This window comes from Microbulbifer discodermiae, from assembly GCF_040742695.1.
Taxonomy (GTDB): Bacteria; Pseudomonadota; Gammaproteobacteria; order Pseudomonadales; family Cellvibrionaceae; genus Microbulbifer.
Map to the genome: position 1 here is coordinate 92204 of NZ_JBFLAB010000002.1, position 15826 is coordinate 108029.

Here is a 15826-nt window from a genome sequence, read left to right on the forward strand (position 1 = left end):
GGCTGCTATTTTGACAACGGTGTCATTTTTGCGCTGGCGGTATTTAACCCCGCATCCAATAGATGATCCCTCATCGATTGGATGGCCGCCTTTAAAAATCGGGCAATTACGCGGTGTCGCCTGCTTTTCCAGGGCTTGCGTCGGTCTCCACCCGGCGGCGCATCCTCGTACCGCATTTACCCGGCAACTTATTGCATTGTCGGATGAATAAAGTACCGCTACGCCAAACACCGATAAAAATAACGACTGCAAGGTGAAAACTATGAACAAACCGATTGCGCTCGGCGCGCTACTGGCGGGCATGATCGCCGCCACCTCTGCCTACGGAGTGGATCGTGCGCCACTGCCAAACTGGGACGCTGCGACCGCCTATACCGGCGGCGCCCAGGTACAGCACAATGCCAACGCCTATCAAGCCAACTGGTGGACACGAAACCAGGATCCCGAACAGTACTCCGGCCAGTATCAGGAGTGGACACTGCTGGGCAACTGCGATGGCGGCAGCCAGGATCTCCCACCCCAGGGGAATTTTGCCAGCCCTGCCAATGGAGCTTCTTTCAACCAGAATGACAGCGTTATCATCTCCATCGATGCCAGTGACGACAATGGTGTAGCCTCAGTGGAGTTTTTCATTGACGGCGCCGCTATTGGAACCGACAGCAGCGCCCCTTTTTCCATTACCTGGATCGCCGCAGCCGGCTCGCCGACCCTGGGGGCAAGGATTGTGGATACCGCCGGCCAGGCGACCCTGGTGAGCGAAATTCAGGTCAATGTCGGTGACGGCAGCCCCCTGCCGCCGCAACTCAGCCTGGATAGCCCCGGTGCAAATGCCACCTTCTCCACAGGCGATGCTGTGCAGCTCAGCGCCTCCGCAAGCGATGCGGATGGCACCATTGCAACGGTGGAGTTTTTTGTGGACGGCGGCACTATCGGCAGCGACAGCAACGCACCCTTCACCGCCAGCTGGACCGCCACTGCCGGCAATCACACCCTGACTGCCAGGGCTATCGACAACGATGGCCTGACCGCGGAAGACAGCATTTCCATCGCGGTTGAGGATGACGATCCGGTGGTATCGGAACACCCGTGCCGACCCGACGGGCTGTTTACCACCAGCGGCACCGCACCCAACTACTGTGCCATTTATACCGCCCAGGGCCGGGAGCAAATGGGAGCCGATCTCCCGCGTCGGGTGATCGGCTATTTCACCAGTTGGCGCAATGGTGCCAACGGTCAGCCCAGCTATCTGGTCAAGGACATCCCCTGGAGCAAGGTCACCCATATCAACTACGCCTTCGCACATATCGGTGACGACAACCGGCTGTCGGTGGGCAATACCGCGGATCCGGACAACCCCGCCACCGGTATGACCTGGCCCGCCATCCCCGGCGCGGAAATGGATGATGACTTTTCCTACCAGGGCCATTTCAATCTGCTGAGCAAGTTCAAAAAGCAGTTTCCACAGGTCAAGACACTGATCTCCGTCGGCGGCTGGGCCGAGACCGGCGGCTACTTCAATGAGTCCGGTGATCGCGTCGCCAACGGTGGTTTTTACACCATGACCACTAATGGCGACGGCAGTATCAATCGCGCCGACATCGAAACTTTTGCCGATTCCGCCGTGGCATTTATCCGCCGCTACGGCTTCGACGGTGTCGACATAGACTACGAATATCCCACCTCGATGAACGATGCCGGCAACCCGCTCGATTTCGGCGTCGCCAATCCGCTCCGCGCCGCGCTGATGAATTCCTATGTGGAGCTGATGCGGGTGCTGCGGGAAAAGCTGGACATCGCCGGGGCACAGGACAACACCCACTACCTGCTCACTATCGCCTCGCCTTCGTCCGGATACCTCCTGCGCGGTATGGAAACCATGCAAATCACCCGCTACCTGGATTACGTCAACGTCATGACCTATGACCTCCACGGCGCCTGGAATGAGTATGTGGGCCATAATTCAGCCCTGTTCGACAATGGTGCCGACCCGGAGCTGGCGGCGGCGGGCATCTACAGTACGTCCCAGTACGGCGGACTCGGTTACCTCAATATCGACTGGGCGGTGAAGTACTTCCGCGGCAGCCTGCCCCCGGGCCGGATCAATATCGGCATTCCCTACTACACCCGCGGCTGGCAGGGCGTCACCGGCGGCAACCAGGGTCTCGGCGGCACTGCCCCACTGCCGGACCAGACACAGTGCCCAGTAGGCACCGGCGGCTGGGCCAAGTGCGGCTACGGCGCCATTGGCATCGACAATATGTGGCACGACCTGGATGAAAACGGCAGCGAGGTGGGGGCCGGGTCCAACCCCATGTGGCACGCCAAGAATCTGGAAAACGGTATCCTGGGTTCCTACCTCTCCGCCTATGGCCTGGATCCGGCGGGGGATCCGGATGATGCTCTGGTGGGGGTTTACGCGCGCAACTACGACAGCGTGTCCCGGTCACCCTGGCTGTGGAACCAGACCAAGAAGGTTTTTCTGTCCACCGAAGATAACCAGTCCATGGCCGCCAAGGTGCAGTATGTCAGCGACCAGGGACTGGGCGGTATCATGTTCTGGGAGCTGGCGGGGGACTACGACTGGGATGCGGGCAAAGGCGAATACACCATGGGCTCCACCCTGACCAGCCTGGCCTATGACACATTCCGCACGGCCGCGCCTTATCGCCAACAGCGCAGCGAGCGCCCGCTGCCGGCCGAAGCGCTGGATATCGCCATGGAAGTTACCGGCTTCAAGGTCGGCGATCAGAACTACCCGCTGAACCCCAAGCTCTACGTCACCAACAACACCGGCGAAACACTACCCGGCGGTACTGTATTCGAGTTCGACATGCCCACCTCTACCTCCAATCTCATCTCCGACCAGAGCGGTGCCGGCCTGGCGGTGATCGAGAATGGCGCCAATGCCGGCGGCGGCAATGTGGGGGGGCTGGAAAACGAATTTCACCGGGTGCGCTTTGCTTTGCCCGGGTGGCTGAACCTGGCCGCCGGTCAGACCTGGGACATGACGCTCAATTACTATCTGCCGGTGTCGGGCCCACAGGCCTATACCGCCACCATCAACGGCTCCAGTTACGCCCTCGCGTTTGAGTATCCGGAACTGCCGCTGGGTTCCGTGGACAGCGGCCCGGGGGGCGGTGGCAACGGCGATAACTGCGACGACCTGGGTGTAGATACCAGCGGCCTGGTCACCTATCCGGTTTGGCCGGCGGGCGACCACGCCAATGGCGGTGACCGGATCATCCACGACGGCAGCGTATACCAGGCCAACTGGTGGACCAACTCGGTGCCGGGAACCGCCGACGGCAGCTGGACTCTGATCTGCTCCATCGACTGACCGGCATTTCGAATGTAAACCTGTGTCAACCCCCGCGCGAGGCTTTGCGGGGGTTGCTTTCAACCTGCCGCAACGCTCTCCGGATCCCCTTGCATCCACCATTGCTGCCGCGGTTCCGCGCAAAATACCTTCAGCCAAATAACTCCAGCATCAGGTTGACCACGAACGCATTGGCAATATCGATAAAAAAAGCACCCACCAGCGGCACCACCAGGAAAGCCTGGGGCGCCGGGCCGTGTCGCGCCGTGACCGCCGTCATATTGGCCAGGGCGGTGGGCGTTGCGCCCAGCCCCAGGCCCACATAGCCGGACGACATCACCGCCGCATCGTAGCTACGCCCCATAACCGGAAACAGCACCAGCACTACGTAAAGGGTAATCGCCAGCACCTGGCCCACCAGCAGCATCACTATGGGGCCGGCGAGATCCAGAATGGTCCACAACTGCAGGCTCATCAGCGACATGGCCAGAAACAGGCCCAGACTCAAATCGGAAATCAGCGCCAATATGGGCGTGCCGCTGGGCCAGTTGAGCTGTTTGAACAGCACTGGAACCGTATTGGTCAGCAGGATACCCGCGAACAGGCAGCTCACAAACAACGGCATATTGATGTCGAGGCGTCCCAGCAGTGCGTGAAACTGCAGCCCCATACCCAGCGCGATACAGATCACCAGCAGCGCATTGAGCACCGAATCCACCGAGATCTGCTCATCCGTGTCCCCCTGGGGAATACCCACTGCGAGATACTCTTCGCTGGTGGAACTCAACTGGTGTCGGGCTATCAGGAATCTGGCGATAGGGCCGCCGATAACACCGCCGAGCACCAGGCCAAAGGTCGCGCAGGCGACCCCGATTTCCAGGGCCCCGGCGACACCGTAATGCTCCTTCAGGATAGGCGCCCACGCAATTGCCGTACCATGGCCGCCACTGAGGGAAATGCTGCCGCCCAGGATACCGACAGCCGGCTCCAGACCGCTGAACCTGGCAATAATGACACCGATCAAATTTTGCAGAAACAACATGCCCACTGCCAGCAACAGCAGTTTGAACAGGGTTCTGCCACCCGCAAGCAGACTGCTGATGCGCGAAGACAAGCCGATACAGGTAAAGAAAACCGTGAGGAAAGTGTCCCGCCCGTGCAGGTCGAACACAAGGGTCCGGTCGGCGGTGAAATAAAGAACACTGATCAGGAGCGACGCCAGTACTCCGCCGGTCACCGGCTCGGGAATATTGTAACGGCGCAGAAAGGCTGCTTTGGAATTTAAATACTTACCCAGGAACAAGACCAGAATCGAAACGATCAGCGTCTGCCTGGGGTCCATTGCATAAGTCATGGCCCGTCGAAGTTCCAAAAAGTCAGATTAAAAAATACCGCTACTGCCAGTCCACCTATGTTCTCCCGCTGGATTCGAGGTGACTTCATTGCGAGCACAAGAGAAACTTTCCACCACTGCTTTCAATTTGAACGTAATCGTATAAGCAGAAAATTCCCGTAAAAATGAGTATTTATTCACTCATAGGCCTAGTCCCGCATTCCATGACAATTGTAGCAGCCCGATATCTGATCATTGCACTTGGATTTAAAATAAGCGAAGCTTTTGCAGCCTAAAAACCAATGCTGGAAAACTAACAAATATAAAGCGGTTTTTACTTCTATCTTATCTGGCGCTTTTTCCATCACTCGCTTTTTCAAATAGCTGTAATTTGAGGCCAGGTATTTAACGCTTCTCGCGGTATATATCAGCCAGGAAGAGATTCAATTGAGGGTAATAGAGGGGACAGACCCCTGTAAACTGGAATATGTCAGGTTGAGCCGCTAAGCATCAACTCGCTCTTTCCTGCCCGTCGAAACTGGGGAATGGAATCACACCCAGTTATAGCCAACGCGACACAGTGAAGTTTTCAAACCCGGTTGAGCGCCGTCTTTACTGCAGGGAAACCACCTTCACTGTGTCCCTGTCCGTATAGCGCCACTGCAGATTAAACCCGCATAACCGCATACCGTAGATACGCTCTGGTTCCGGTTGCTGGTAGGCGGGCTTGGGATTTTGGGCCAGCACCTGTTCTATGAGCCGGGGCAGATCGGTGCCCCAGTCGTCGCGATAGGCGGCAGCCTTTGCACGTACTTCCGCAGGAATGTCCACATCGACCACTGCGGGCGCCCTGTCCGCAAAAGCGCTGTGCGCCCCCTCCAGCGCATCGGCATAGGGAATATAGGGTTTGATATCCAGCACCGGGGTGCCGTCCACCAGATCGATACCACCGACGATCAACATCACCTTCGGCGAGGTTCGCACTTGCAACAGGCGCACCACTGACAGGCCGATGTTGTTGGGGCGAAAGGGGGAGCGGGTGGCCAGCACCCCCAGCTTCCTGTTACCGCCGAGGCGCGGTGGGCGCACCTTTGTCGACCATTGTCCGGCCGCCTGGTGAAACTGGAAGATAACCCATAGATGGGAGTGCGCCTCCAGCCCGGCCACCGCGTCGCTCACGTTCAGTGGCGGCAGCAGTTCTATGGCCGCCCGGCTGGCATCCGCCAGCAACGACTGGCGCGGCACCCCGAACTTCTCCCCGAAGCAGGAGTGCACTTGAGCAATGGGCTCGAGGTTCATCCTCTGCGGCAGTCGCCAATGCGGCTAGCGATCGATCCCCCCCAGGCAGAGATATTTGATCTCCAGATAATCATCGAGGCCGTATTTGGAGCCCTCGCGACCGATTCCGGATTCCTTTACCCCACCGAAGGGCGCCATCTCGTTGGAGATGATACCTTCGTTGACTCCTACCATGCCGTATTCCAGCTTTTCGCCGACACGCCAGATGCGCCCTATGTCGCGGGAGTAGAAATAGGAGGCCAGCCCGTATTCGGTATCGTTGGCCAGCTGAATCACCTCCTCCTCGGTGGAGAATTTATAGAGTGGCGCCACCGGACCGAAAATCTCCTCGCGGAAGAGTCGCATTGTATTGTCGACGCCGGTGAGCACCGCGGGTGCATAGAAGCAGCCGCCCATCTCACTGGGGCCACCAATCACCGGGGCCCTGGCACCCTTGGCCAGCGCGTCCTCCACCAGCGCCTGTACGTCCTTCACCGCCTTGGCGTTGATCATGGGCCCCACTTCGACACCCGCCTCTGCGCCGTTGCCCAGGGTAAGCGCCTGTACCGCCAAACTGAATTTGCGCGCGAATTCGTCGTATACGCCTTCCTGCACAAATATGCGGTTGGCGCACACGCAGGTCTGGCCGGCATTGCGGTATTTGCAGATGATGGCACCTTTGACGGCCGCATCCACGTCGGCATCGTCAAAGACAATGAAGGGCGCATTGCCACCCAGCTCCATGGAGGTTTTCTTGATGGTTTCGGCACACTGGGCCTGTAACTTCTTGCCCACTGCAGTGGAGCCGGTAAAAGTAAACTTGCGCACCAGCGGATTGGAAGTCATCTCCTCGCCGATTTCGCGCGCACTGCTGCCGGCTACAACGTTGAACACACCGGCGGGGATACCGGCCTCTTCTGCCAGTACCGCCAGTGCCAGCGCCGATAGCGGCGTCTCCGAGGCGGGCTTGCTGACAAAAGGACAGCCGGCTGCCAGCGCCGGTGCCACCTTGCGGGCGATCATGGCGCTGGGGAAATTCCACGGCGTCACCGAGCAGGTAACCCCGACGGGCTGTTTGACCACTAAAATACGCTTGTCGTTGGAGGGCGGTGCCACCACATCGCCGTAAGCGCGCTTGGCCTCCTCGGAAAACCATTCGATATAGTTGGCGCCATAAATAATTTCGGTCCTGGCCTCCGCCAGGGGCTTGCCCTGCTCCGCCGTGAGGATCTTCGCCAGGTCGTCCAGGTTTTCAATGATCAGGTCATACCAGCGGCGCAGGATTTTTGCCCGCTCTTTGACAGTAGTATTGCGCCATGCGGGCCAGGCCACATCCGCAGCTTCAATGGCGCGACGGGTTTCCGCAGCACCACAACTCACGATGGTTGCCACCAACTCCCCGGTGGCCGGATTGGCAACATCCAGTGTGGCTCCGGAATCGGCGTCGATCCACTGCCCATTGACAAAGGACTGTGTGCGCAACAGTGCAGGTTTACTCAATTCCAACATGACTTTCTCCTCGTGTCTGGCCTTGTCCGGGACCTATGCACCGGCCGGGCGCGATACCAGCCGGCGACGACTTTACTTTTTCTTTTTTACAAATTTCATCAAGCGGCGCTTCTTCGCCTTCTGACGATCCGTCAGTTTGTTTTTCTTTCCGGCGTAGGGGTTTTCACCTGTGCGGAATTCAATTTTCACCGGTGTTCCGTGCAACTCCAATGCGTTGCGAAAGGTTTTTTCAAGGTAGCGCACATAGTGCGCCGGTACCTGGTCCGTTTGGTTGCCGTGAATCACCACCACCGGGGGATTCTGGCCGCCTGCGTGGGCGTAGCGCAACTTGATGCGGTGGCCGCGGACCAGTGGCGGCTGATGTTCGCTCACCGCCCACTGCAGGATACGGGTCAGGTGGCTGGTGGACAGTTTGTCCGTCGCCGCCCGGTAGGCCGCCTCGATGGATTGGTATAAATGCCCCACGCCGGTTCCGTGCAGAGCGGAAATAAAGTGCACATCCGCAAAGTCCACAAAACGCAGGCGCCGCTCCAGCTCCGCTCTGACAAATTCCCGGTGGTCCGCCTCCAGGCCGTCCCACTTGTTGAGCGCCACCACCAACGCGCGCCCGGCCTGAATCACGCTGCCCATCAGGTGCAGGTCCTGATCCACCAGGCCCTCGCGTGCGTCGATCACCAGCACCACCACATTGGCGTCTTCCACTGCCTGCAGGGTTTTGACGATGGAGAACTTTTCCACCGACTCCTTGATATTCTTGCGCCGGCGGATTCCCGCGGTGTCAATCAGTGTATAGGGCTTTTCGTCCCGCTGATAATTGATGTAGATGCTGTCCCGCGTGGTGCCGGGCTGATCGTAGACCACCACCCGGTCTTCACCCAGGAGGCGGTTTACCAGCGTGGACTTGCCCACATTGGGGCGCCCGACGATGGCGATCTTGATCCCGGTCGCCAGCTCTTCCTGCTCCGGCGCCTCTGCCGCAGGCAGATCCGCGACCACACGCTCCAGCAGCGTGCGCACGCCCCGGCCGTGGGTGGCGGTGATCGGAAACAGGTCGCCGATACCCAGCTCGTAAAAGGGTGCCAGGGCGATATCGGGATTGACGCCATCCACTTTGTTGGCCACCAGCAGGGTGGTTTTGGAGCCAGTGCGCAGACGCCGGGCGATGATTTCATCCGCCGGCGTCAACCCAGCGCGACAATCCACCAGAAACAGCACCAGGTCCGCCTCTTCAATGGCCTGCAGGGATTGCTCCGCCATGGCCGCATCTATGCCTTCCTCATCGCCACTGATGCCGCCGGTGTCCACGAGGATCACCTTGCGGCCGTCGATTTCCGCTTCACCGTACTTGCGGTCGCGGGTGAGGCCGGCATAGTTGGCCACCAGCGCATCGCGACTCTTGGTGAGCCGGTTGAACAGGGTGGATTTGCCCACATTGGGGCGTCCGACCAGGGCTATTACAGGCAACATGGAATTGTTTGGTACTCTCGATGGCCGACTTGGGCCGCCACTTTCTCTATCGCGGCGGAGAACCCGGACCCGCGGCTAAAACGCCAACGCCCGCGGGGTGCGGGCGCTGAAACCGGTGGGCGCGGATACTGCAAAAATCCGCCGCCCGTTACTGGGTATTACTGGATGCGCTCCAGGCGCAAGGCAGCCAGCTCACCGCCGTCGGACAGGGCAAACAACAGGTCCCCATCCACCAGCATGGGAATGCGTATCCGGTCCCCGTCTATGCGCTCCCGACCGATAATGGCCCCGGTGGCCGGATCCAGCACATGCAGGTATCCCTCCAGGTCGCCCACCACCACGCTGTTGGCAAAATAGGCCGGGCCGCTCAATTCGCGGCGCAACAGGTCGCCGTTGTTCCACTGGATCTGTCCGGAACCCACGTCGTAGGCGTAGACGCTACCGCCGGCATCGCTCAAGTATACATTGCCTCCCCCTACCGCGACGCTGTGATAAGTGGAGGCATCCCGCGCCCACAGGCCGCGACCCTCGTCGCGGGACAGTGCCGCTACACGGCCCTGGTAACTGGCGGCAAATACCAGATCACCGCGCACCACTGGCGCGCCGTCAATATCCACCACCCGCTCCAACTCCGCCGCTCCCTGTGGAATCGCCACACGCTGTTCCCAGCGCGCTATGCCGTCCGCGGCATCCAGTGCGATTACTTTGCCATTGTCCAGACCCGCAAATACGATACCGGCGGAAATCACCGGTGCCGCAGTGCCGCGCAGCGTCAATACCGGCAATACCGTGCTGTGGCTCCAGCGCTCACTGCCGCTGTCACCGTCGAGACCGATCAGTTTGCCATCCACGGTCTGCACCACCACTACACCGGCACCGACCGCCGGGGTGGACACCACTTCGGCGGAAACCTGGTGGGACCAGCGCTCGGACCCGTCGTCCAGGTTCAGCGCAATGACCCGTCCGCGGTAGTCCGACACCACCGCCAGCCCCTGGCCGACACCAACCCCGCCGCTGATGGGCACATCCAGTTCGGTTCTCCAGCGGCGCTTGCCGCTGTTGCGATCCAGGGCGGTGACATCGCCGTCGCTACTGGTGGCGACAATCATGCCGCTGCCGATGCCCGGCGTCAGCATTGCGTAGAGTGTGCTGTCGATATCACCGATATTGGCGGACCAGACTTCCCGCAGCTGGACACTCGCGGAGATATCAACCAGTTCCACCGGGTCCGTGTCTTCCTTTTCCTCGTTCGACGCACAGGCGGCCACTACCAAGGCCATCGCCAAAGCGACGGCGCCATAGATGGCGCGGGTTAGGGATTTCATTGCTCGTCACTCTCCTGCTGCGGCTGACCCGCCTCCTCTTCAGAAGCCTCTGCAGGCTCAAGGTTCCCAGCTGGGGATTCCTCTGCGGCGTCCTCCGGCGCAGCGGCGATACTGTCCGCCTTTAGGCGCAACAGCTGGGCGCTGGCGGCCTGCTCCGGCAGCAGCTCGTCGATCGCCTGCTCATAGGCCAGCCTGGCCGCCTCTTCATCGCCCTGTTGCAACAGAATATCACCGCGGGTTTCCGCATAGAGTGCGGCAAAGGCATCGGGGATATCGCCACCCAGCATTGCCAGTGCCTCATCGGGCTGACCCCGTGCGGACACAACCGCGGCCAGGCGGCGGGTCGCGAGTAATTTCAGGGTATCCTCTCCAGTGTTGGCCAGTACCCACTGCAACTGCTCCGTCGCAGCCTCCAGGTCATTGTCAGCCGCCGCCAGGGCCGCGACACGCAGGGCTGCCTGACTGGCGTAAATGCGGCTGCCGTACTCGTCCTTCAGCTGTTGCGCGAGACTCCTGGCTGTTGTCATCTGCTTGTCGTCCGGCTGACCCTCGTTGGCAGTCACCGCCGCCACAAAGCTCTGGTATAAATTGGAGGCGCCTTCCGCCGAGCTGCGCTCGGAGTTCTGCCACCACTGGTAGCCGAAATAACCGGCCAGCGCCAGCGTTATGCCGGTCACAATGCCTCTGCCGTTTTCCGCCCACCAGCGCTTCAGCGTTTCTATTTGTTCTTCTTCGGTAAGATGGTCAGCCATTGGGTAAATCGCCCTTCCGGTAATTGTAAATTCATGCAAATGAGGCGGCCGCAGCCGCTCATACTTATCGGCAGTGTCTGGCGGCCCGCTAACTCTGTAGCAGTGCCGGCAGTTCCGCCAGTGCCAGCGTCTGCTGCGGTTCGCCGGAGCGTAAGTCCTTCACCGTCACCCGCCCCGTCGCAGCCTCGTCCTGGCCGATAATCAGTGCATAGTCAGCACCGCTTTTGTCGGCCTTCTTCATCTGGCTTTTCAGGCTGCCGCCACCGCAATGGGTCTGCAGACGCAGCCACGGCAGCTCATCGCGCAGCTTTTCCGCCGCCGCCAGGGCGGCTGATTGTACCTCACCTGCGACCACAAGGTAGGCGTCTACCTGCTGGTGAAGGGATTCGGGCAGCGCCTGCAGGGTTTCCAGCATCAGCACCAGACGCTCGACACCCAGGCCAAAGCCCACTGCAGCAACCGGTTTGCCGCCCATCTGCTCCACCAGGCCATCGTAGCGGCCGCCGGCGCAGACAGTGCCCTGCGCGCCCAGGCAGTTTGTGACCCACTCGAATACCGTCTTGCCGTAGTAGTCGAGACCACGCACCAGGCGCGGGTTGATCTCATACTCGACGCCGGCGGCGTCCAGCAACCGGCGCAGATCGGCAAAATGCGCCGCAGATTCCCGGTCGAGAAAATCCAGTAGACAGGGGGCAGCTTGCAGCAGTTCCTGGGTCCGGTCATTTTTGCTGTCGAGGATTCGCAGTGGATTGCGCTCCAGCCGCCGCTGGCTGTCCTCGTCCAGCTGCTCCCGACGCTCGCTGAGGTAGTCTACCAACGCTGCGCGATAGGCTGCGCGACTGGCGCTGTCGCCGAGTGAATTGATCTGTAGCCTGAGGTTGTCAGCAATGCCCAGTTGGCGCCACAGGCGCGCGGTCATGACCAGAATTTCGGCATCGATATCCGGGCCCGCAATGCCGAAGACTTCAACGCCAAACTGGTGGAACTGGCGCAAGCGGCCCTTCTGGGGGCGCTCGTAGCGAAACATGGGGCCAAAGTACCAGAGTCGCTGGGGTTGATTCAGCAGATTGTTCTGGATCGCCGCACGCACTGTGCCGGCAGTACCCTCCGGGCGCAGAGTGACACTGTCGCCGCTCTTGTCATCGAAGGTGTACATTTCCTTTTCAACGATATCCGTCGCCTCTCCCACCGCGCGACTGAACAGCTGCGTGGCCTCCAGATAAGGGGTGCGGATTTCGCTGTAGCCGTAGCGGCCAAAGAGTTCACTGAGGGTGGTTTCCACATACTGCCACACCGGTGACTGGTCTGGCAGCAGGTCGTTCATGCCGCGGATTGCGCGAAGCTGTTTCAACGGTGTTTCCCAATTCTTATGTTGCAATAAATCCGGTTGCCGGGGCCAAACGATTAACCCGGCAACCTTGATTACCGGGTTAGTGAGTACCATGCCACCGGCGCCTGGCCAATGGTCGGTGTCTTCAGGCCTTGGCGATAATGTCCGCTTCCCGCTCGGCCTTGGCCGCGGCTTTTTCGCGGATCAGGCGCTCCAGATCGTCCACCAGGTCATCGTTGTTAAATTTCCGGCTGGGCTGGCCGTCGACGTAGACAGCGTGACTGGGGGCGCCGCCGGCCAAACCGATATCGGCCTCTCTGGCTTCGCCGGGACCGTTGACGATGCAGCCGATCACCGCCACGTCCAGGGGCGCGGTTATGTCCTCCAGTCGCGTCTCCAACTGGTTGACCGTTTGCACCACATCAAAATTCTGGCGCGAACAACTGGGGCAGGCGATGAAGTTGATACCCCTGGTGCGCAGGCGCAGACTCTTCAGCAAGTCCCAGCCCACCTTGACTTCCTCCACCGGATCCGCCGCCAGCGACACCCGCAGGGTATCCCCGATGCCGTCCAGCAACAGTGCCCCCAGGCCGATTGCCGACTTGACGGTGCCGGAGCGCAGACCGCCCGCCTCGGTGATACCCAGGTGCAACGGCTGTTCTATCTGCTGGGCCAAAGCCCGGTAGGCAGCCGTGGCCATAAAGATATCCGAAGCCTTGACGCTGACTTTGAAATTGTGGAAATCCAGGCTGTTGAGAATCTCCACATGCCGCAGGGCTGACTCCACCAGCGCATCCGGGGTGGGTTCACGGTATTTTTTCTGCAGATCCTTTTCCAGCGACCCGGCATTGACGCCGATCCTAATCGGGATATTCAGGTCCCGGGCCTTGTCCACCACAGCGCGGATCCGCCTCTCGCGGCCGATATTGCCGGGGTTGATGCGCAGACAGTCGACCCCCAGGTCGGCCACCCGCAGGGCGATACGGTAATCGAAGTGGATATCCGCCACCAGCGGTACTTCCACCTGCCGCTTGATTGCACCAAAGGCCTCAGCGGCATCCATGGTCGGCACGGATACACGCACTATATCCGCTCCCGCCTGTTCCAGGCGCTGAATCTGTCCCACAGTGGCAGCCACATCACAGGTATCTGTGTTGGTCATGCTCTGCACCGATATGGGGGCGCCGCCGCCAACGGGCACCTTGCCCACCATTATCTGGCTCGACACGCGGCGGACAATAGGTGACTCAAATTGCATAGGCTTTTCACCCGGCGGTTTACGGACTGGATTTTTGCGGGGGGAATTATAGGGCCTGTCGGCATGAAATTCGATGGCCGCCGCCACCGGTGGCAGCGGCTGGCGGCCTGGGCCCAGGCGACAGGGGACCAGCTACTCCCCTACAGTCAGCCGGCGGGTACGACGGCCGCCGATGGGGTCACTGGCAATCAGCTCACCGAGATAGCGCACCTCGGTGGCGGCGGCATTGCCCAGCATCAGTTGGAACGGCGGCGTGCCCTGGAGGCTCAAGCGGGAACCGGCGGCCTGCAACTTGGCCAGCAGCACGGCACCGGTGGCGTCCCTGACCTCTATCCACGCCTCTTCGGCAAATCTCAACTGCAGGGGTCCGACCTCCCCCGATTCCGCCCCGGCAGGCGGAGCTAACCGCGCCTCTGTGGACGCCGGCGCCGGCAAGTCTTCGGCGGACGTGGATGTCACCGGCAAAACGGCACTCTCCGGCTCGTCCGGCAGCGGCGGCTGCGCCTGCCCGCCGGGCACAGTCCCAGTATCCGGCTCCGCCAAGGGTCTGTCTGTTGATGCCACAACCGCTGTAGAGGCTTCAGGGCTGTCGCGTTGGGGGAGAGTCGCCGATGGGCCGGGTTCCGCCGGCGCGGCGCCGAACTCCCCCTGCAGGTCGCTGACGGCCTCCACAGCGTAACCGGCATCCGGTGCCATATCGCGGCCGTAAAACCAGTAAATGGCACCCGCTACCAATAGCAGCGGCAACCAGGTTAGGTGGCTCTTGCGCGTCTCCACCACCGGCCCGCGCCGCACGTGCTCGACGATTGCACGACTCTGCTGCTCGGCGGCGCTATAACCGGAGTAGGCCTGCAAGACCGGCCCGGGATCGATACCTAGCTCCTTGGAGGCATTGCGGATATAGCCGCGCACATAGATGGGCGCGGGCAACAGCTCATACTCATCCCGCTCTAGCCACTCCAGTTTGTCACAGGTCATGCACAGGCGGCGGGCCAGCTCCGGCAGGCTTATCCCCGCCTGCTCGCGCGCGCGGCGCAACTGGCTGCCGGGGGAATTGTCCAGCGTGGGTGTGGTGCCGCTGGCGGCCTGACTTTGCTCTGTATCTGCAATCTTATCCGTCATTGGCGGTCATCTTCTGGTATTCCAGCGCCTCCGCAGAATAGGGATAGAGGTTTTTCAACGCCAGCGCGTAACTCCGCTCTTTGTCCCTGTTGCCGAAGATTTTTTCGATACGCACGCCCAACCACAGAGACTGGGGCACCTGGCGATGGTGGGCACTGTAGCGGTCCAGAAACTTCTTGGCCTCGGGGTAGTTGCCGCTGTCAAACCTGAGTTCTGCCAGTTCCAGCAGCGCCTGGGGCAGATCCGGATCCAGTCCCAGCGCGCGGGAAAACGCCGATTCGGCCGCCACCACATCGCCGAGGCTCAGCGACGCGCGACCGAGATTGGTCAGTGCGTAGGAGCGCCGGTTGTAGGTGAGATCCTCAGAGGCTATCTGAAACTGCTCGCGGGCTTCGCGAAAGCGCCCCTGCTGATAGAGAAACACCCCGTAGTTGGTCCGCGCCATGGAAAAGTGCGAGTCGTAGCGCAGGGCTTTCTTGAAATGGGACTCGGCCACCGCCAGTTCGCCGTCGGCCTGATACAGCAGCGCCAGGCCGTGGTGCGCCTGGGGATTGCGTTTGCCCAACTCCAGGGCCTTGTTGAAATGATAGCGGGCGACTTCACGGTTATCGCCACTTTGCAAATAGCGCAAACCCAACTGCACATGGGTTTTCAGGGCCTTGTCCAGGTCCACTTCGCGCTCCGGCAACCCGGTGGTCACACAGCCACCCAGGTAGGCACTGAGCAATACTAATATCAGGGCGGGGGGACAGATCTTGGCTAACACTGCTGCATCACCTTAATTATTAATCCGGCGACCAAACAGCCTGTCCCTGTTCTGTTTGATTGGTGTTGTTGTATAGCGGCACAGCATGCCCGCATTTTCGGCATTCGCGGTGGCGACACTAGGGCCTGTTCACACTAACTGAGATAGCCCTGCTGCTTCAGGTTTTGTGGCCTGCAAGGCAGGTATTGCGCAGTGTGGTGGGTCCACATAAGCAATTTCTAACACCGCAGGGCGCGAAACCAGGGGCAGCCCTTCGGGTTGTACCGGAAAAGGCGCCACTCTTCGTTGCTCGTCGCTCATTTGGAACAACCAAACCGCGCTCCTCTTGCCTCGATTGGCACCTTTTCTGTCACAACAGGGCCAACTCCGT

At 60.4% G+C, this 15826-nt stretch carries 11 protein-coding genes; 1 reads left to right on the plus strand and 10 read right to left on the minus strand.

All coding sequences use genetic code 11. The features are described 5' to 3' along the window. Positions 1-262 precede the first annotated feature (262 nt). On the plus strand, positions 263-3337 hold the full coding sequence (locus AB1S50_RS01070; RefSeq protein ID WP_367148512.1) for a chitinase C-terminal domain-containing protein: 3075 nt from the start codon (positions 263-265) through the stop codon (positions 3335-3337). 130 nt (positions 3338-3467) lie between these two features. On the opposite strand, the gene gltS is transcribed toward AB1S50_RS01070, so the two are convergent. The 10 genes from gltS to pilW form a co-directional block, all read right to left on the minus strand. Further along, the gene (gene gltS / locus AB1S50_RS01075; RefSeq protein ID WP_367148513.1) at positions 3468-4670 is read right to left on the minus strand and encodes a sodium/glutamate symporter; all 1203 of its coding nucleotides are present in this window, start codon (positions 4668-4670) and stop codon (positions 3468-3470) included. A 591-nt stretch (positions 4671-5261) separates the two neighbouring features. Next, positions 5262-5948 carry a tRNA (N6-threonylcarbamoyladenosine(37)-N6)-methyltransferase TrmO gene (gene tsaA, locus AB1S50_RS01080; RefSeq protein WP_367148514.1) on the minus strand — a complete coding sequence of 229 codons (687 nt, stop codon included), beginning with the start codon at positions 5946-5948 and terminating at the stop codon, positions 5262-5264. A 24-nt stretch (positions 5949-5972) separates the two neighbouring features. Next, positions 5973-7436, minus strand: a complete 1464-nt coding sequence (locus tag AB1S50_RS01085) for an NAD-dependent succinate-semialdehyde dehydrogenase (protein ID WP_367148515.1) — start codon at positions 7434-7436, stop codon at positions 5973-5975. A 72-nt stretch (positions 7437-7508) separates the two neighbouring features. Beyond that, a complete protein-coding gene (gene der, locus AB1S50_RS01090) occupies positions 7509-8903 on the minus strand; it encodes a ribosome biogenesis GTPase Der (protein ID WP_367148516.1) in 1395 nt (464 codons plus the stop codon). Positions 8904-9061: 158 nt separating this feature from the next. Beyond that, positions 9062-10228 carry an outer membrane protein assembly factor BamB gene (gene bamB, locus AB1S50_RS01095; RefSeq protein ID WP_367148517.1) on the minus strand — a complete coding sequence of 389 codons (1167 nt, stop codon included), beginning with the start codon at positions 10226-10228 and terminating at the stop codon, positions 9062-9064. Continuing rightward, positions 10225-10980 carry a YfgM family protein gene (locus AB1S50_RS01100; RefSeq protein ID WP_367148518.1) on the minus strand — a complete coding sequence of 252 codons (756 nt, stop codon included), beginning with the start codon at positions 10978-10980 and terminating at the stop codon, positions 10225-10227. The genes bamB and AB1S50_RS01100 overlap by 4 nt, the downstream gene beginning before the upstream one ends. A gap of 88 nt (positions 10981-11068) precedes the next feature. After that, complete coding sequence (gene hisS / locus AB1S50_RS01105) at positions 11069-12331, minus strand: histidine--tRNA ligase (RefSeq protein ID WP_367148519.1); 1263 nt, start codon at positions 12329-12331, stop codon at positions 11069-11071. A gap of 124 nt (positions 12332-12455) precedes the next feature. Then, entirely contained in the window at positions 12456-13568 is a 1113-nt protein-coding gene (gene ispG / locus AB1S50_RS01110) for a flavodoxin-dependent (E)-4-hydroxy-3-methylbut-2-enyl-diphosphate synthase (protein ID WP_367148520.1), read from the minus strand. A 132-nt stretch (positions 13569-13700) separates the two neighbouring features. Beyond that, positions 13701-14690: a RodZ domain-containing protein gene (locus AB1S50_RS01115; RefSeq protein WP_367148521.1), complete on the minus strand. Its 990-nt coding sequence runs from the start codon at positions 14688-14690 to the stop codon at positions 13701-13703. Further along, positions 14680-15456 carry a type IV pilus biogenesis/stability protein PilW gene (pilW, locus tag AB1S50_RS01120; RefSeq protein WP_367148522.1) on the minus strand — a complete coding sequence of 259 codons (777 nt, stop codon included), beginning with the start codon at positions 15454-15456 and terminating at the stop codon, positions 14680-14682. The genes AB1S50_RS01115 and pilW overlap by 11 nt, the downstream gene beginning before the upstream one ends. Positions 15457-15826 lie beyond the last annotated feature (370 nt).